Origin of the sequence: Reyranella sp. (genome assembly GCF_965279465.1) — a bacterium.
Lineage (GTDB): Bacteria > Pseudomonadota > Alphaproteobacteria > Reyranellales > Reyranellaceae > Reyranella.
The window spans coordinates 2,936,858-2,955,106 of sequence record NZ_OZ257242.1; the positions used below are offsets into that span (position 1 = coordinate 2,936,858).

Here is an 18,249-nt window from a genome sequence, read left to right on the forward strand (position 1 = left end):
GGTCGAGGGAGAGCGCCATGGATAGCGTAGTCGTCAAGAACACGGCCGGCACGAGGTCTCCGGAGACCCGGGCGGTCGATCCGGTCTGGACCAGGATTCGGGAAGCAGCCCAGCAAGCGGCCGCGTCAGAGCCTGTGCTGGCCGGCACCCTGCATGCCACAATTCTCAGTCAGCCGCGTTTCGAAGGCGCGCTGAGCTATCATCTTGCGCGCCTGGTCGGCACGACCGAGGTGCCGGCTGCCCTGATCCGCCAGATCTTCGACGAGGCCTTGAACGACGATCCCGCGATCGGTTATGCCGCGCGCGCCGACATCGTCGCCGTCGCCGACCGCGACCCCGCCTGCACCTCGTATCTCGACCCGTTGCTGTGGTTCAAAGGCTACCACGCGCTTCAGACCTACCGTGCGGCCCACTGGCTGTGGGTACGCGGTCGCGGCGATCTTGCGCATTACCTGCAGAGCCGCGCCAGCGCCCTGTTCGGCCTCGACATCCATCCCGGCGCGGTGATCGGCAAGAGCATCTTCATCGACCACGGCACCGGCGTGGTGATCGGCGAAACTGCCGTCGTGGAGGACGGCGTCTCCATGCTGCACGGCGTGACCCTGGGCGGCACCGGCAAGGAACGCGGCGACCGCCATCCAAAGGTGCGCCGCGGCGTGCTGCTCGGCGCCGGCGCGAAAGTCCTCGGCAACATCGAGATCGGCGCTTGCGCCAAGATCGCCGCCGGCAGCGTGGTGCTCGAAGCCGTGCCGGCCGGCTGCACAGCGGCCGGCGTTCCGGCACGCATCATCGGCTGCGTCGACGTGCCGGAGCCGGCACTCGAGATGGACCAGCGGATCTGACCAGCGTGCCGGATCCCTTTTGCGGCCTCGCGCTTCACACCTGGACAGTCGACACCACACCGCTCGAAGAAGCCTTGATTGCCGCCAAGGCCGGCGGGTTCGACGCCGTCGAATTGCGCCGCGTCGACTTCGATCGTTGCGCGAAGCGTGGGCTGTCGAACGAAGCAGTGCTCGATCTTGTGCGTGCCGCCGGACTGCCGGTCAGCGCGATGGGTGTCGAGTATGGCTGGATCTTCTCGACCGGTGCCGAGCGCGAGCGACTGCTCGGCGTATTCCGCGAGTGTTGCGAGAACGCCGTCGCGCTCCGCTGCGGTATGATGATGAGCGCGATCGGTCCGGGCTCGGCAACGACCGACGAGGCGGTCGCCAATATCCGCCGCGCCGGTGAGATCGCCGGCAGCTTTGGCCTGAGGCTCACGCTCGAATACCAGTTCCAGCATCCCGTGGTGCGCAGCCTCGACATTCTACGCGACCTGATCGTGCACGCGTCGGCCTCGAATGTCGGCCTGTTGCTCGACGCCTACCATCTTCAGCGCGGCGGCCGGCCGGGACGAGGCTTCGAGGATGTGCCCGGCGCGGAGATCTTCTACGTCCAGTTCAGCGACGTGCCCGACGCACCGCCGCCGGGCCTACCGCCGGTCGACCGCCTGCCTCCGGGCCAGGGTGTCGTCGACTGGACCGGCCTGTTCGGCCTGCTGGCCGAGAAGGGCTACGATAGCTGGCTGTCCTACGAGGCGCCCAATCCCGCGCACTGGCAGCAACCGGCCACCGAAACCGCGAAGCAAGGCGCGGCCGCCACGCGCAGGGCGCTCGCAAGGACCTTTCCCTAGTAGACGTCGGCCTGGTAGCGGCCGGCCTTCTTGAGGTCGGCGACGAAGGCCTTGGCGCTTTTCTCGTCGTGGCCGCCGTGGATCATCGCGATCGCGACCAGCGCCTTCTCGACATCGGCGGCCATGCGCTTGGCGTCGCCGCAGACATAGAAGTGGGCGCCGCGCTGCAGCCACGACCACAGATCGGCGCCTTCGGCCCGCATACGGTCCTGCACATAGGTCTTGGGCGTGTCGGCGTCGCGCGACCAGGCGAGCGACAGGCGGGTCAGCACCTGGCGCTCCTGCAGGCCGAGGAGTTCGTCTTCATAGAAGAAGTCGCAATCCTTGCGCTGGTGGCCGAAGAAGAGCCACGCGTCGCCCGGCGCCTGCTCCGCCATGCGGTCGTGCAGGAAGGCACGGAACGGCGCCACGCCGGTACCCGGGCCGACCATGATGATCGGCGTCGCGGGATCGGCCGGCAGGGCGAAGTTGTGAGCGCGCTGGATATAGACCTTGAGCGGCGTGCCGGAAACGAGCGCGCTCGACAGGAAGGTCGAGGCGACGCCCAGCCGCATCCGGCCCTCGCCCTCGATCTCGTAGCGCACGTGGTCGACAGTGAGCGACAGCCGGTGGCGATCGACCTTCGGCGACGACGAGATCGAATAGAGACGGGGCTGCAGCCCTTCGAGGCACTCGACGAATGCCTCGGGATCCGGCCGGATGCCGGGAAACTTGTGAAGCGCTGCCAGCACGTCGAGCGTCGCCGCGTCGCCGTCGGGATCCTCGCCCTGGGCCAGCGCCTTGGCCTTCGCCTTGCGCTCGCCGCCCACCATATAGGAGATCAGCTCGAACAGCATGTCCGGCGCCGGCGACAGCGACATGTCCTCGGTCAGCACCTGCTCGAGCGTCTTGCCAGCGATCGGGAAGTCGGCCGGCGCATCGATCGCCTTGATCACCGCCCGGACCAGCTCGCGATCGTTCGTCGGATAGACGCCGAAGCTGTCCCCGACCGTGTAGTCGAGGCCGGCGCCCTCAAGGTCGAACTCGACATGCCAGGTCGCCTTCTCCGATGCGCCCCTATTGAGGAGCGTCGTAGACAGGAAGCGCGCCTCGACCGGCGCCTCGCGCGAGTAGCCGCGCTCGGTCGGCACCTTCGGTTCGAGCCGTGCGGCGGCGCGCGCTTCGGCCTTGGCCTTCTCCTGGTCCGGATCGGTCGCACCGCCGCCCATCTCCTCGATGAGCTTCTTCAGCATGCGGGCGGTCTCCTTGCCGCCCGGCACGCAGAGGTTCAGCCGTTCCTCGGCCTGCTGCACGATCTCGTCGGCGTAGGTCTCGCAAGTGTAGCCGCATTGGCCGCAATCCTGCTGCGCCATCGCGGCCATCATGCGCCGGCGCAGCGGCTTGTCCTTGGCCATCTCCATGCGCTCGGGCAGCACGATGGTCGGGTCGTGCCACGGCGCCTCGTCGTCCTCACCGCCGGCCATCGGATCGGCGAAGGCCGGATCGGCCGCGGCGGGCAGCGACGGCGAGGCTGCTGCCTGCTCGGCCAGGAAGCCGGCGAAGAAGCCGTTCAGCCAGTCGCGCTGCTCGGCCGAAAACGGCGCGCTCTCGGGAATGAAAGAGATGAAGCCCGGCTGGCCGGGCGTCGGCGGCTTTTCCAGGACGGTCATGCCGCGCGGGCAGCAGGATTCGTGCCATAGTCTCATGCAGGCGACACCGGGAGGCACGAATGCGGCTGCTGATCGACAACGCGACCGTTTGGGACGGCAGCGGCGCCACGCCGTTTCCCGGCAAGGTGCTGATCGAGGACAAAAGGATCGCGGCCGTGGCGCCACAGGCCGAGACGCTGGCCGACGCGGCCGGCGCCGAGCAGCTCGATGCGGCTGGAAAGTTCCTGATGCCGGGCATGGTCGAGGGCCATGCCCATCTGTCTTTCGTCGACACTGCGCGCGGCACGGCGCTTGGCGAGCTGCCGCCCGAGGACCATGCGCTGATGACCATGGATGCGGGCCGAATGCTCCTGGGCGCGGGCTTCACCAGCGCGGTCTCGGGAGCGGCCGCCAAGATCCGGCTCGATATCGCCGTGCGCGACGCCATCGACCAGGGCGTGATCGACGGGCCGCGCCTGCTGGCGGCGAGTCCCGAGCTCACGGTGACGGGCGGCCTGGGCGACGGGCGGCGCCTGCACCTCGACCTGCAGAGCTTCGGCGTGGCCGTGGACGGGCCTGACGAGGTCCGCAAGATGGCGCGGCTCTGCCTGCGCGAGGGCGTCGACACGATCAAGCTCAACATCTCAGGCGACATCGGCACCGAGTCGGCCCTGTCCGATGTCGCGGTGATGACCGATGCCGAAGTGGCGGCCGGTGTCGAAGCGGCCCACACGATCGACCGGCGGGTTGCCGCGCATGCCCGCGCCTCCGCCGCGGTCAAGCGCGCGGTGCGGCACGGCGTCGACATCATCTATCACTGCGATTTCGCCGACGCCGAGGCGCTCGACATGCTGGAGGGCGTCAGGGACCGCATCTTCACGGGTCCGGCCTTCTCGCTGATCGCCAACCGGCTCGAGGCCGTGCGCGGTGACAACACGCCGAGGGGACGGGTACTGTCCGACCGGCTGAAGGCGCTCTACGACGCGAGTTGCGGAGCCCATGTCGAAATGCGCAAGCGCGGCATTCGCGTTCTGGTCGGCGGCGACTACGGCTTCGCCGACAATCCGCAGGGCAACAACGCGCGCGACCTCGAGCTCTTCGTGATGCATTTCGGCTTCAGCCCCAGCGAGGCGATGCAGGCTGCCACGCGCGCCGGCGGCGAGGCGATGCGGCGCGGCCACGAGCTTGGGCTGGTAAAGCCGGGCTATCTCGCCGACCTCCTGCTGGTCGACGGCGATCCCCTGAGCGACATCCGCGTGCTGCAGGATAAGAAGCGCTTCGCCTTCATCATGAAGGACGGCGTGCGCTACCTGCCGTGCCAAGGCACGCCGCACGTGCGGCGGCTGCATTAGCCTCGAAGAGCGTGACAAGGATACCCATGCCGAATCTATATCGTCGTAATCTGCCGGCGCTGGCCGCATCGATGCTGGCGGCAGCTCCGATCGTGTCACGCGCCCAAGGGCAGGCGGGCAACGCCCGCGTGCAGGCCGCCGTCGAGCGGTTCGCGGCACTGCCTTCCGCGAGCTGCCTCGTGGTTGCCGATCAACCCGGCAAGCCATGGCAGGTGTCGCACCAGCCGGCAGCGCAGCTGTTCGTCGGCAGCGCGATAAAGACCTTCATCCTGGCGCAGTATCTGCGCGACGTGGAGGCGGGTCGGCTCGCCGAGAACACGCAGATGGCGATCGACGATTCGGTGCGCTCGCTCAGCAGCCCGGTGTTCCTCAAGCTCACCGGCACGACGCCCGCCGTCGCCGTGCTGGAAGCGATGATCGCCCACAGCGACAACACCGCAACCGACGTGGCGATGGGTGCGGTAGGGACCGATCGCGTGCGGGCGCTGATCGCCCAGGCCGGGTTGAAGCAGACCCAGGTGCCCAACTCGACGCGCCGGCTTTTCTCCTATCTCGCGGGCGCGCCGGAAGGGGTGGATGCGGGTTGGGCGGGCATCCTGCGGTTGGCGGAAGCGGCATCCACGAACAGTCGGCCCGCGCTCAACGACCGCCAGACGATGGCGAGCAGCGCCGAGGACATGGTGAGCTGGTACCGTCAGGCGCTCACCGGGGCGTTCTTCCAGAAGCCTGGCACGCTGGTGGAGTTCAAGCGCATCCAGGCGATGGCCGATGCGCTGGTTCTCATCGTGCCGCCGGACACGCCGGCCTACGGCAAGGGCGGCAGCATCGACTGGCAGGACTTCCATTGCTTCTGCGTGGCAGGCCAGATGATCGTCGGCAAAGTGCCCGTCACCTTCTGCTTCACGATCAACTGGACAGGCCCGGCGGACGGTATTGGCGCCATGTTCCAGTCATACAAGACAAACGTCGCCGACGTCCTCCGGGAGGCGGCTCAGGCGGTCGGGTAGCATGAAAGCCCTGCTGACATCGTTCGGGCTTTTGCTGGCGGCTGTCAGCGCGCCGGCTTCAGGGCAACCTGTCGACGCCGAAGCGGCGATCCGCGCGGCGCTCGGGCAATGGACGAGCGCCTTCAACGCGCGCGACCCGTCGCGGATCTGCGACCTCTTCGCGAAGGACCTCCGTTACGATTTTCGCGGCTTGCCCGAGCGCGACTACGACACTCTCTGCGGGTTGCTGCACAAGGCATTGGCCGATCGTTCGAAGCAGCTCGTCTATTCCCACGACATCCGGGAGATCATCGTATCGGGCGATCTCGCCGTCGTCCGCCTGATCTGGACGGTCAAAATGATGGTTCCCGGTGCGACGAACGTCGTGGAAACGAAGGAACCCGGGCTCGATGTCTTCCGCCGGCAGCTCGACGGGAGCTGGAAGATCATACGCTACATCGCCTACGAAGCGCCCTGATCACACCACCGCTTTGGATAGTTCCGACACGAATCTGTCGAGCTCTTCTTCGGTGTTGTAGAGGTGCACGGAGGCGCGCATGACATCCTTCAGTCCGCGGCCCTTGAGGTCGAGGCGCGAGGAGAACTGGGTCGATACCGACACATTGATGCTTTTTGCGCGCAGCGCCAGCTTCAGCGCGTTGTGGTCGGCGCCGGCGACGGCGAAGGTCACGATCGCGCCTTTGGTGACACCGAGGTCGGTCAAGGTAACGCCCTTCAGGGCTTCCAATCGCGCACGCAGGCCGTCGGCCAGCTCGCGTAGTCGCGCCCACACGGCGTCCATGCCGAGCTCGTTCGCCTGATCGGCGGCGACCTTGAGGCCGATCACGCCGGCGAAGTAGCGCTCCCAGTTTTCGAAGCGCTTGGCGTCGGCAATGGCGGTGTATTCGTTGTCGCCGGTCCAGCGGGCCGCATGGTTGTCGAGGAAGATCGGCTCGATCTGCGCCGTGGTGCGGGTGCGCGCATAAAGGAAGCCGGTGCCGCGCGGGCCGCGCATGTACTTGCGGCCGGTCGCCGACAGGAAGTCGCAGCCGAGCCTGTTCACGTCGATCGGCATCATGCCGACCGACTGGCAGGCGTCGAGGATGTAGAGCACGCCGGCGTCGTTCGCGATCCTGCCGACCGCCTCGGCCGGCTGCACGAGGCCGCCCTGGGTCGGGACGTGCGAGATCGAGATCAGCTTCGTGCGCTTGTCGACCGCGCGTTCGAGCGCGGCGAGGTCGATCTGGCCATGCGCGTCGTCGGGCACGACGACGATCTCGGCGCCGGTCTTCTTCGCCACCTGCAGGTAGGAGATGTAGTTCGACGAATACTCGCTGACGCAGGTCAGGAGGCGGTCGCCCGGCTTGAAGTCGAGCGAGTAGAAGGCGAGGTCCCACGCGCGCGTCGCGTTCTCGACATAGGCGATCTCGCCGGCCTCGGCGCCGATCAGGCGGGCGATCGACGGATAGAAGCCGTCCAGCGTCGCGCGCGCCCTGTCGGCGGCCTCGTAGCCGCCGATCTCCGCTTCGAGCTGAAGGTGTCCGAGCGTCGCGTCGAGCGTGCGGCGGCTGGGCAGCGAGGAACCTGCTGCATTGAGATGCAGGACATGGGCGCAGCCCGGTGTCTCGGCACGCAGCCGGCCGAGATCGAGTGGCAGGTCGGCTCTTCCATCCACAGTCACTCTCCTCCGCAATCGGCCGGGCCGTTTGACTCTATCCTCTCGCCCAGCGGTAGCTCACGGCGTTGGCCGGGCAGCTTCCCTTGCCCCGGCAGCGCCATCGCCGATACGATGCCATTATCTCGCCGAGGAGTACCAGCATGTCGTCTCCCAGCCTCGTGATTCGCAATGGCACCATCGTCGATGGCTCGGGCGGAGATCCGTACGAAGCGGACCTTGCCGTCGCCGACGGCAAGATCACCGCGATCGGCGGTGACGTTCCCAAGGGCGCCGAGGAGATCGACGCGCGCGGCCGGCTCGTCACGCCGGGGTTCGTCGACGTCCATACGCACTACGATGCGCAGGTGACCTGGAGCGACCGGCTGTCGCCTTCGTCCTGGAACGGCGCCACGACGGTGCTGTTCGGCAACTGCGGCGTCGGCTTCGCGCCCTGCCGCGAAGACCAGCACGACATGCTGATCAACCTGATGGAGGGCGTGGAGGACATTCCCGAAGTCGTGCTGAAGGAAGGCCTGCCTTGGAACTGGCACAGCTTCCCCGACTTCCTCGATGCGATCGCGGCACGCTCCTACGATGCCGACGTCGCCGCCCAGGTGCCGCACGCTGCCCTGCGCGTCTATGTGATGGGCCAGCGCGGCGCCGATCGCGAGCCGGCGACAGAGCAGGATCGCCGGCGCATGGCCGAGCTCACGCTCGAAGGCCTGCGCGCCGGGGCGCTCGGCTTCTCGACCTCGCGCACGCTCAATCACCGCTCGGCGGACGGCAAGCACATCCCGACCTTGCGCGCCGAGGAAGCCGAGTTGACGGCCATCGCCCATGGCATGCGCGAGGCCGGCACCGGCTGGATGCAGATCGTCTCGGACTTCGACGACCAGGACGGCGAGATCGGCCTGTTCCGCCGCCTGGCGAAGGAGTCCAGCCGCCCCGTCACCATCACCCTGCTGCAGTCCGACGCACGGCCCGGCGGCTGGCGCGAGCTGATGACGCAGATCGACGAGGCCAATGACGAGGGGCTGCGGATCACCGCCCAGGTGCGCTCGCGTCCGACCAGCGTCCTGCTCGGGCTCGAGCTGTCGCAGAACCCGTTCATGGGTCGGCCGAGCTACAAGAAGATCGCCCATCTGCCGTTCCCCGAGCGGCTGGCCCAGCTGCGCCAGCCGGAGTTCCGCGCCCGCATCCTGGCCGAGGCGTTCGAGGGCAGCCGGCGTGCCCAGCGGGTCGAGCGGTGGGACCGCATGTATCCGCTGGGCGATCCGCCCGACTACGAGCCTTCGGCCGAGACCAGCATTGCTGCCCGGGCCGCACGCGAGGGCCGTTCGCCCGAGGAGGTCGTCTACGACCTGCTGACCGAAGGCGACGGCAAGGGCATCCTTTACCTGCCGGTCACCAACTATGCCGGCGGCAATCTCGACGTCGTGCGCGAGATGATCTCCGCGCCCAACTCGCTGATCGGCCTGGGCGACGGCGGTGCGCATGTCGGCATCATGTGCGACGCGACCGCCACCAGCTACACGCTGACGCACTGGACCCGCGATCGCGGCCGGGGCGCGCTGTTTCCCGTGTCATGGGCGATCAAGCGCCTGTCGGCGGACAATGCCGCCGCGATCGGACTGAACGATCGCGGCTTGCTGCGGGCCGGCATGAAGGCCGACATCAACCTCCTGGACTACGACAACCTGCGCCTGCGCCGGCCCGAGATCGTCTACGACCTGCCGGCCGGCGGCAAACGGCTGATCCAGCGCACCGACGGCTTCGACGCGACCATCGTCTCCGGCGCCGTCGTCTATCGCCACGGCGAGGCGACCGGCGCGCTGCCTGGCCGCCTGATCCGCGGCACGCGCGAGGCGTAGAGCTTCGATCTGTACTTTCCTCCCCTTCGCGGAGTCCGCGAAGGGGAGGTGCCCGCGTCTTCGCGGGCGGAGGGGTCATGAGCAACGCGACTGGTGCTCATGACCCCTCCGCCCCTTCGGGGCACCTCCCCGCGCTACGCGCAGGGAGGAAAGTCGTCTTAGTTCCTGACCAGCGGCTTGTACTTGATGCGGTGCGGCTGGTCGGCGTCGGTGCCCATGCGGCGGTGCCGGTCGAGCTCGTAGTCCTGATAGTTGCCCTCGAACCACTCGACATGGCTGTCGCCCTCGAAGGCCAGCATGTGGGTGGCGATGCGGTCGAGGAACCAGCGGTCATGGGAGATGACCACGGCGCAGCCGGCGTATTCGACCAGCGCCTCTTCGAGCGCGCGCAAGGTGTCAACGTCGAGGTCGTTGGTCGGCTCGTCGAGCAGCAGGACGTTGGCGCCGCTCTTCAGCATCTTGGCGAGGTTGACGCGATTGCGCTCGCCGCCCGAGAGCTGGCCGACCTTCTTCTGCTGGTCGGCGCCCTTGAAGTTGAACGAGCCGCAATAGGCGCGGCTCGAGATCTCGCGATTGCCGAGCTTGATGATGTCGAGTCCGCCCGATAGCTCCTCCCACACCGTCTTGTTGGGATCGAGCGTCTCGCGGCTCTGGTCGACATAGCCGAGCTTGACCGTCGGCCCGACCGAGAAGGTGCCCGAGTCCGGCTTGTCCTGGCCGGTGATCATCTTGAACAGCGTCGTCTTGCCCGCGCCGTTGGGACCGATCACGCCGACGATGCCGCCCGGCGGCAGCTTGAAAGAGAGGTTGTCGATCAGCAGCCGGTCGCCGAAGCCCTTGGAGATGCCTTCGGCCTCGATCACATGGTCGCCGAGCCGCGGGCCGGCCGGGATCACGATCTGCGCCTTGTCGAGCGTCTGCTGGTTGTCCTCCTCGACCATCTGGTTGTAGGCCGCGATGCGCGCCTTGCTCTTCGAGCGTCGCGCCGAGGGGCTGGTGCCCATCCATTCGAGCTCGCGCTGCATGGTGCGGCGGCGGGCGTCGGCGGTCTTCTCCTCGAGCTCGAGCCGCTTGTCCTTCTGCTTCAGCCACGATGAGTAGTTGCCTTCCCACGGGATGCCGGCACCGCGGTCGAGCTCGAGGATCCAGCCGGCAACGTTGTCGAGGAAGTAGCGATCATGAGTGACGGCCACCACTGTGCCGGGGAACTCGGCGAGATGGCGCTCCAGCCAGGCCACCGATTCGGCGTCGAGATGGTTGGTCGGCTCGTCGAGCAGCAGCATGTCGGGCTTGCTGAGCAGCAGGCGGCAGAGCGCGACGCGGCGCTTCTCGCCGCCCGACAGCTTGTCGACCGCCGCCTCCGACGGCGGGCAGCGCAGCGCGTCCATTGCGATCTCGACCTGCCGGCCGAGGTCCCAGCCGTTGCCGGCGTCGATCTTCTCCTGCAGCTCGGCCTGCTCGGCGATCAGCTTGTCCATGTCGGCGTCGGGGTCGGAGAAGGCGTTGGACACCTCCTCGAAGCGGGCGAGGTGGGCCGCCATATCGCCCGCGCCCTCCATGACGTTGCCGAGCACGTCCTTCTTCTCGTTGAGATGCGGCTCCTGCTTGAGGAAGCCGATCTTCACGCCGTCGGCTGCCCAGGCCTCGCCGGTGAAGCTGTCGTCCTCCCCGGCCATCACCTTGAGCAGGGTCGACTTGCCGGCGCCGTTGAGGCCCAGCACGCCGATCTTGGCGCCGGGCAGGAACGACAGCCAGATGTCCTTGAGGACCTGCTTGCCGCCGGGAAAGGTCTTGTTCAGGCCCTTCATCACATAGATGTACTGGTAAGACGCCATCTCTTTGATTTCCTTGCCTTTTTGAGCCTGCGTCCAGGCTCCTCGAACTCGGGTCCGGCGGGGCCGGAAGGCCGTCTAAATAGGCGTCCTGATTGCAGCGTTCCAGATCGAATTGCGTTGAACGACGCAGAACCATGTCGGAGCGCTCCTTTGGACAGTGTCCTAGCAGACATCGCGAAGACGACCGGCGACTCCGGCGTCATCGCCGCCAGCGTCTATGCCGATGGCCACCGTTTGCGCGACATCTCCATCGCCGAAGCCGGTCAATGGGCGAAGCGGGAAAACCATGTCGTCTGGATCGGCTTGAAGGAGCCGTCCCAGGAGCTGCTGGAACGCGTGCAGGCCCAGCTCGACCTTCATCCGCTGGCGATCGAGGACGCGGCCAAAGCTCACCAGTCTCCCAAGCTCGAGCGCTACGGCGATGCGTTCTTCATCGTCGCACGGACGGCGCAACTGTCGGCCGGCGAGATCATCTTTGGTGAAACCCACATCTTCTTCGGCAAGGGCTATGTCGTGTCGGTACGTCACGGCGCCTCGGCCTCGTACACGACTGTTCGCCAGCGCGCGGAGTCGTGCCCGACGCTGCTTCGGCGGGGCGAGGACTACATCCTCTACGCGATCCTCGACTTCATCGTCGACAATTACCTGCCGGTCGTCGAATCGATCGGCGAGGAGGTCGACGCCCTCGAGGAACGGCTGCTGCGCAAGGTGCTGAGCGAGGGCGAGATCAATCGCCTTTACGGGCTGCGGCGCGAGCTGCTGCGGCTGCGCAAGGCGGTGGTGCCGCTGGTTGAGGTCTGCCAGCGACTCGAGCATGCCGACGACGTCCTTATCGAGCCGCCGATGCAGCCGCTGTTCCGCGATGTCCACGATCACGTGAAGCGGGTGCAGGAGGAGATCGACTCCTTGCGCGAGGTCCTGGCCTTCGCCTTCGAGGCGAGCCTGATGGCCGGCCAGTCGCAGCAGAACGCCATCACCCGCAAGCTCGCCGCCTGGGCCGCCATCCTCGCCGTGCCGACCGCGGTGGCCGGCATCTACGGCATGAATTTCGAGCACATGCCCGAGCTCAAGTGGGCCTACGGCTATTACGTGGTAATAGGCGGCATCGTGGCCTTATGCGGCCTGCTCTACATCCGCTTCCGGCGCGTCGGCTGGCTCTGAGGAGTGAGCTGCGCGCGCTCCGATGATCCTTGATCCCACCAAGCCGATGAAAAACTTGAGATTGGGAGCCTCCATCGGATCGGCAGGAAACGCGACGTCGTCTGCCGAGCTTGTGGCGATCCGGCCGGCGGGGTTGAATGACCCGCAATGCTCGCCGAACCTGCGGTCCTGGCCCTGTCGCTGGCTTATCTCGGCCTGCTCTTTGCCGTGGCCTATTTCGGCGACAGGCACCAGCGTGCGTGGTCGACCAGCGCGGCCATCGCGCCGACGGTTTACGGCCTGTCGCTGGCGATCTACTGCACCTCATGGACCTTCTACGGTGCGGTCGGGCGGGCCGCGACGGCAGGTTTCGATTTCATCCTGATCTACACCGGGCCGGTGCTGGTGATCACTGCCGGCTACCCGATGGTCGCCAAGATGGTGCGGCTGGCCAAGCAGCACAATGTCACCTCGATCGCCGACTTCCTCGCCTCGCGCTACGGCAAGAGCCGCGCGGTGGGAGTCATCGCCACCTTGTTCGCGACGGTGGGCGTGCTGCCCTACATCGCGCTGCAGCTCCAGGCGGTGTCCTCGACCTTCCGAACCGTCGCCGAGCCGACGCGATGGATCGATGGCCGCGCCGGCGTGATCCACACCGACACCTCGCTGATCGTGGCGGCGCTGATGGCGGTGTTCACCATTCTGTTCGGCGTGCGCAACGTGCAGGCCTCCGAGCAGCATCGCGGCATGATGCTGGCCATTGCCTTCGAATCGGTCGTGAAGCTCATCGCATTGCTGACCGTCGGCCCGTTCGTGCTGTTCGTGCTGTTCGATGGCCCGTCCGACCTGTGGGCCAAGCTCAGCGCGCAGCCGGCCATTGCCGAGCAGCTTACGCGCGAGGGTACGCCGCTGACCTGGATCGTGACCTCGCTGCTCTCCGGCATGGCCTTCCTGTGCCTGCCGAGGCAGTTCCACGTCGCCGTCGTCGAGCATGGCCATCCGGCCAGCCTGCGCACCGCCCGCTGGCTGTTTCCGGCCTATCTCGTGCTCATCAACCTGTTCGTTCTTCCGATCGCGGCGGCCGGGCTGCTGCTGCTCGGGCCGCAGGTCAATCCCGATCTGTATGTTCTGCGCCTGCCGCTCGGCCACGGCCAGAGCTGGCTGTCGACCCTGGTCTTCATCGGCGGCCTGTCGGCGGCGACCTCAATGGTCGTCGTGGCCTGCATGGCCTTGGCGGCGATGATCGGCAACGAGCTGCTGATGCCCTACGTGCTGCGCAGCCGGGCGGGCGCACAGGAGCCGATGGGCCCGATGGTGGTGTTCGTGCGACGGGCCGCCGTCGTGCTCATTCTGATGGCGGGCTATGCCTACGAGCGCATCATCTCGGGCTACCTGCCGCTCGCCTCGATCGGCCTGATCAGCTTCTGCGCGGTGGCCAACTTCGCGCCCGGGCTGGTGCTCGGCCTCTACTGGCGCCGCGCCCATCGCTACGGCGTGGTGGCGGGGCTGGCCGGCGGTTTCGTTGTCTGGCTCTACGCCTTGCTGCTGCCCAGCCTTCAGGCGACGGCCGGCGGGCCGGCCGCGCCACTGCAGGTCTGGCTGCCACCGCTGCTCGCCGGTCTCGATCCGGTGGGGCAGGGCTTCGTGGTCGGCATCCTGGTCAACACGCTGCTGCTGGTCGGCGTGTCGCTGCTGGTGCGCGCCCGTGGCGCCGACGCCGAGCAGGCCGATGCCTTCGTCCTCGGCGCCGAACCCGAGCCGCCGGCCAGGCCGACGCCGGCCGACGCCCAGCGCCTTTCCGAACTGCGCGAGCTGCTGGCGCGCTTCGTCGGCTCCGAACGCGCCCTGCGTGCGCTGGGAAGCGGGCCGATCTCGCTCCAGGCGGCGACCGCCCAGGCTGAGCATTTGCTGTCGGGTACCCTGGGGGCGGCATCGGCACGCGTGATCGTCGGCGCCTTCGGCCGGCGCGGCCGGCTGCTGGGCCGCAGCGCGCGCGCCCTGATCGACGAGGCGTCGGAGGCGATCCGCTACAACTACGACATCCTGCGCAACAGCCTCGACCATGTCGGCATGGGGATCGCCGCCTTCGACAAGGACGGACGGCTCGAGATCTCCAACGACCGCTTCGCCACCCTTCTGCCACTCGACCACGCCCTGCTGCGGCGGCCCGATACGCCCCTAACTCACGAGGTCGCCACGCCCGACGGTCTCGTGGTGGAGCTGCGGCTCGACCCGTTGCCGGGCGGCGGATTCGTCGCCACCTGCAACGACGTGACGGCGCGGGTGCGCACGGCCGAGGCGCTCCACGACAGCGACCGGCAGCTCCGGCGCGCCGCCGAGACGCTGGAGCAGAGGGTGGCGGAGCGAACCGCCGAGCTCGAGGCGAGCCGCGCCGAGGCCGAGGCCGCCAATCTCGGCAAGACGCGCTTCATCGCCGCCGCCAGCCACGATCTCCTGCAGCCGCTGCACGCTGCGCGCCTGTTCACCGCGGCGATGATCGACCGCGATCCCGGCAACGACCTCGGCAGCAAGATCGACGCAAGCCTGGGCGCCGTCGAAGCGCTGCTCGACGCGCTGCTCGACATCTCCAAGCTCGACGCCGGCGCCTTCAAGCCGGAGAAGCGGCCGTTCGCGCTGCAGCCGATGTTCGAATCGCTCGCCACCGCCTTCGCTCCGGTCGCGGCGCGCCGCGACGTCGACCTGGTGATCGTGCGCACCGGCGCGTTCGTCGACACCGATCCGGCCTTCCTGCGGCGCATCCTGCAGAACCTGCTGTCTAACGCATTGCGTTACGGCGGCGTCGAGGGGCGGGCGCAACGTGTCCTGCTCGGCTGCCGGCGCGAAGGGGATTTCCTGCGCCTGGAGGTCAGGGACAACGGCCCGGGCATCGCGGTGGACAAGCAGGCGATCATCTTCGACGAGTTCGTGCGCCTGCAGCCGGAGGACGACCGCCCGCGCGAGGAGCGCGGGCTGGGGCTCGGCCTCGCGATCGTCGACCGCATCGCTCGCATGCTCGAGCTGCCGGTGCGTATCTCCTCGGCGCCGGGCGAGGGCTCGACCTTCTCCGTGCTGGTACCGCGGGTCGCGGCTGTTGCCGGCTTGCCATTGGCCGTGCCGCCGCTGCCGCCCCGCCTGCCGGTCGCGACCGAGAGCTTCGTGCTTTGCATCGACAACGAGGCGCGGGTCCGCGAGGCGATGGCGGCGCTGCTCGGCGGCTGGGGCTGCCGCGTCGCCACGGCGGCTACGCATGCCGAGGCGCTCGCCTGCGTGGGCAAGGCCGGTCGCCTGCCCGATCTCATGCTGGCCGATCTCCATCTCGACGAGGGGCCGGACGGGCTCGAGCTCATCGAGCTGCTGCGCAAGAGCTGGAACCGCGCCGTGCCCGCCGCGCTGATCACCGCCGACCGCGACCCCATGCTGCGCGCGCGCGCCCGTAGCCATCAGGTCGAGCTGTTGCACAAGCCGGTCAAACCCGCCGCCCTGCGTGCGCTCCTGCGCATGCGCGAACGCACGCTCGGTCTGTCGGCGTAGCAAATGGGACGTCAGGATTCCTCCCCAGAAGACTGGGGAGGAAGGCCTTGAAAGAATTTTCTTCTACGCCTGAGGCAGCGCGAGGCCGCGCGCCTCGATGACGGCCTGGGTGCGGGAACGGACGCCGAGCTTGCGCAGGATCACCGTGACGTGTGCCTTCACGGTCGGTTCGCCGACGCCGAGCTTGTAGGCGATCTGCTTGTTCTGGTCGCCGTGCACCATGAGCGCCAGCACACGCCATTGCTGCGGCGTGAGCTGGGCGGCGCGCTGGGCGAAGCTGTCGGGCGCCGCGGCTTCCGGCGGGGCCAGTATCTCGCCGTCGAGCACCGCGCGGACGGTGGCCGCGATCTCCTCGAGCGAAGCGGACTTGTCGACATAGGCGGCGGCGCCAAGGTCGTAGGCGCGGCGGGGGATCGCCGCGTCGCGCGCGGCCGAGACCACGATGATTGGCACGGTAGGCCGTTCGGAGCGCAAAAGGGCGAGGCCCGTCAGCCCGTCCATGCCGGGCATGTCGAGGTCGAGCAGCAGGACGTCGGTTTCGGGTTGCACGTCGAGTTCCGCCTCAACTTCCGCCAGGCTGCCGGCCAGGGCGATGGCGGCGCCGGGGAAGGCCTGTGCCAGGGCCGTGCGCAGGGCATCACGAACCATCGGATGGTCGTCGGCGATCAGAAAGGCGCGCGGCTCGGTCGGCGGTTCGGCCATTCGACGTTTCTCCTACGACTAAAGTCTAATGCCGCGCGAACGCCACATGTAGTGAAATAGGGCAACAATAAGTCGAGGCGTCTCCAGAAGGCGTCCGGTGTGGGGAAACGAAGATCGGGCCGCAGCTCCGCCGATCGCTTGCATCTCTTCCGCCGTACGCATTCGGGCACCTCGTCGTTCTTCAACGACACGGGAGCACCAAGAAAATGGCAATGGCAGCAACCGCAGGCAGCACACCCCGGCCGATGAGCGCAGAGGACCGCAAGGTCATCCTTGCGTCGTCCGTCGGCACGATCTTCGAGTGGTACGATTTCTATCTCGCGGGCGCACTCGCCGCGAACATCGCGGCCAACTTCTTCTCGGGCGTTAATCCGACCGCCGGCTTCATCTTCACCCTGCTGGGCTTCGCGGCGGGATTCGCGGTCCGCCCGTTCGGCGCGCTGTTCTTCGGCAGCCTGGGCGACCTGATCGGCCGCAAGTACACCTTCCTCGTCACCATGACCCTGATGGGCATCGCGACCTTCGTGGTCGGCCTGCTGCCGTCCTATGCGTCGATCGGTTTTGCCGCCCCGGTGCTGTTCATCCTATGCCGTCTGATTCAGGGCCTGGCGCTCGGCGGCGAGTATGGCGGTGCGGCGACCTATGTCGCCGAGCACGCGCCGCACGGCCGGCGCGGCTTCTACACCTCGTGGATTCAGACCACAGCGACCGTCGGCCTGTTCCTCTCGCTGATCGTGGTCCTTGGACTGCGCCTCAGCATGACCTCTGAGCAGTTCGCCGCATGGGGTTGGCGCGTGCCGTTCCTGCTCTCGATCATCCTGCTGGGTGTGTCGATCTGGATCCGGTTGCAGCTCGAGGAGTCGCCCGCCTTTGCGCGCATCAAGGCCGAGGGCAAGCACTCCAAGACCCCGCTGAGGGAAGCCTTCGGCCGCTGGGAGAACGCCAAGATCGCTCTCCTCGCCCTGTTCGGCGGCACCGCCGGGCAGGCCGTGGTCTGGTACACGGGCCAGTTCTATGCCCTGTTCTTCCTGACCCAGACGCTGAAGCTCGACGCCACGACCTCCAACATCGTGATCGCTGCGGCACTTGCCATCGGTACGCCGTTCTTCATCTTCTTCGGCTGGCTCAGCGACAAGATCGGGCGCAAGCCGATCATCCTGGCGGGCTGCTTCCTCGCCTGCGTCACCTACTTCCCACTGTTCAGCGCGTTGACGAATGCGGTGAATCCGGTGCTCGAGCAAGCGCTCGAAAAGTCGCCGGTCGTCGTCACCGCCGACCCCAAGGAATGCTCCTTCCAGTTCAATCCGACGGGCACGGCGAGCTTCACGAGCTCCTGCGACATCGCCAAGTCCTTCCTGGCCCGCAATTCGGTGAACTACTCCAACGTGGAGGCGCCAGCAGGCACGGTGGCGTCAATCAAGATCGGCGACAAGGTCGTAACCTCGTTCGACAAGGCCAAGGCCGGGCCCACCGCGGCGGCCCAGGAGAAGGCGTTCAACGATGCCGCGACCGCCGGCATCCGCGCCGCCGGCTACCCGGCGGCGGCCGACCCGGCCAAGGTCAATACGCCGGTCGTGATCCTTATCCTGACGATCCTCGTGCTCTATGTGACGATGGTCTACGGGCCGATCGCGGCCCTGCTGGTCGAGCTCTTCCCGACCCGTATCCGCTATTCCGGCATGTCGCTGCCGTACCATATCGGCAACGGCTGGTTCGGCGGCTTCCTGCCGCCGACGATCTTCGCGATCGTGGCCGCAACCGGGAATATCTACTCCGGCCTATGGTACCCGATCGTGATTGCGGCGATGACCTTCATCATCGGGCTGTTCTTCATGCCGGAGACCAAGGACCGCGATATCTACAAGGACGACTGAC

At 67.4% G+C, this 18,249-nt stretch carries 13 protein-coding genes; 9 read left to right on the forward strand and 4 right to left on the reverse strand.

The window, feature by feature from the left end; all coding sequences use genetic code 11:
* Positions 1-17: 17 nt before the first annotated feature.
* Positions 18-842: a serine O-acetyltransferase gene (gene cysE / locus ACQY8M_RS14355; RefSeq protein ID WP_428673162.1), complete on the forward strand. Its 825-nt coding sequence runs from the start codon at positions 18-20 to the stop codon at positions 840-842.
* Positions 843-847: 5 nt separating this feature from the next.
* The gene (locus ACQY8M_RS14360; protein ID WP_428673165.1) at positions 848-1,672 is read left to right on the forward strand and encodes a sugar phosphate isomerase/epimerase family protein; all 825 of its coding nucleotides are present in this window, start codon (positions 848-850) and stop codon (positions 1,670-1,672) included.
* On the opposite strand, the gene ACQY8M_RS14365 is transcribed toward ACQY8M_RS14360, so the two are convergent.
* Complete coding sequence (locus ACQY8M_RS14365) at positions 1,669-3,321, reverse strand: sulfite reductase subunit alpha (protein ID WP_428675363.1); 1,653 nt, start codon at positions 3,319-3,321, stop codon at positions 1,669-1,671. The genes ACQY8M_RS14360 and ACQY8M_RS14365 overlap by 4 nt on opposite strands.
* Before the next feature lie 59 nt (positions 3,322-3,380).
* Between ACQY8M_RS14365 and ACQY8M_RS14370 the strand changes: the two genes are divergently transcribed.
* From ACQY8M_RS14370 to ACQY8M_RS14380, 3 genes are read left to right on the forward strand one after another with little or no spacing between them, the layout of a single operon-like run.
* Positions 3,381-4,652, forward strand: coding sequence for an amidohydrolase family protein (locus tag ACQY8M_RS14370; protein ID WP_428673167.1), 1,272 nt, complete (start codon positions 3,381-3,383; stop codon positions 4,650-4,652).
* Positions 4,653-4,678: 26 nt separating this feature from the next.
* Positions 4,679-5,659, forward strand: coding sequence for a serine hydrolase (locus ACQY8M_RS14375; protein WP_428673170.1), 981 nt, complete (start codon positions 4,679-4,681; stop codon positions 5,657-5,659).
* A gap of 1 nt (position 5,660) precedes the next feature.
* Positions 5,661-6,116 (forward strand): YybH family protein, encoded by a 456-nt coding sequence (locus ACQY8M_RS14380; RefSeq protein WP_428673173.1) that lies wholly within the window; start codon positions 5,661-5,663, stop codon positions 6,114-6,116.
* On the opposite strand, the gene ACQY8M_RS14385 is transcribed toward ACQY8M_RS14380, so the two are convergent.
* Positions 6,117-7,313: an aminotransferase class V-fold PLP-dependent enzyme gene (locus ACQY8M_RS14385; RefSeq protein WP_428673176.1), complete on the reverse strand. Its 1,197-nt coding sequence runs from the start codon at positions 7,311-7,313 to the stop codon at positions 6,117-6,119.
* A 143-nt stretch (positions 7,314-7,456) separates the two neighbouring features.
* Between ACQY8M_RS14385 and ACQY8M_RS14390 the strand changes: the two genes are divergently transcribed.
* Positions 7,457-9,166, forward strand: a complete 1,710-nt coding sequence (locus ACQY8M_RS14390; protein ID WP_428673179.1) for an N-acyl-D-amino-acid deacylase family protein — start codon at positions 7,457-7,459, stop codon at positions 9,164-9,166.
* 158 nt (positions 9,167-9,324) lie between these two features.
* Here ACQY8M_RS14390 and ettA read toward each other — a convergent pair whose 3' ends face one another.
* A complete protein-coding gene (gene ettA, locus ACQY8M_RS14395; protein ID WP_428673182.1) occupies positions 9,325-11,001 on the reverse strand; it encodes an energy-dependent translational throttle protein EttA in 1,677 nt (558 codons plus the stop codon).
* 150 nt (positions 11,002-11,151) lie between these two features.
* Between ettA and corA the strand changes: the two genes are divergently transcribed.
* Together corA and ACQY8M_RS14405 are read left to right on the forward strand one after the other, a co-directional pair.
* A complete protein-coding gene (gene corA / locus ACQY8M_RS14400; protein WP_428673185.1) occupies positions 11,152-12,162 on the forward strand; it encodes a magnesium/cobalt transporter CorA in 1,011 nt (336 codons plus the stop codon).
* 147 nt (positions 12,163-12,309) lie between these two features.
* Complete coding sequence (locus ACQY8M_RS14405) at positions 12,310-15,672, forward strand: hybrid sensor histidine kinase/response regulator (RefSeq protein WP_428673188.1); 3,363 nt, start codon at positions 12,310-12,312, stop codon at positions 15,670-15,672.
* Between the two features lie 63 nt (positions 15,673-15,735).
* On the opposite strand, the gene ACQY8M_RS14410 is transcribed toward ACQY8M_RS14405, so the two are convergent.
* The gene (locus tag ACQY8M_RS14410; protein WP_428673190.1) at positions 15,736-16,374 is read right to left on the reverse strand and encodes a response regulator; all 639 of its coding nucleotides are present in this window, start codon (positions 16,372-16,374) and stop codon (positions 15,736-15,738) included.
* Between the two features lie 206 nt (positions 16,375-16,580).
* Between ACQY8M_RS14410 and ACQY8M_RS14415 the strand changes: the two genes are divergently transcribed.
* Complete coding sequence (locus ACQY8M_RS14415; RefSeq protein WP_428673193.1) at positions 16,581-18,248, forward strand: MFS transporter; 1,668 nt, start codon at positions 16,581-16,583, stop codon at positions 18,246-18,248.
* The last annotated feature ends 1 nt before the right edge of the window (position 18,249 follow it).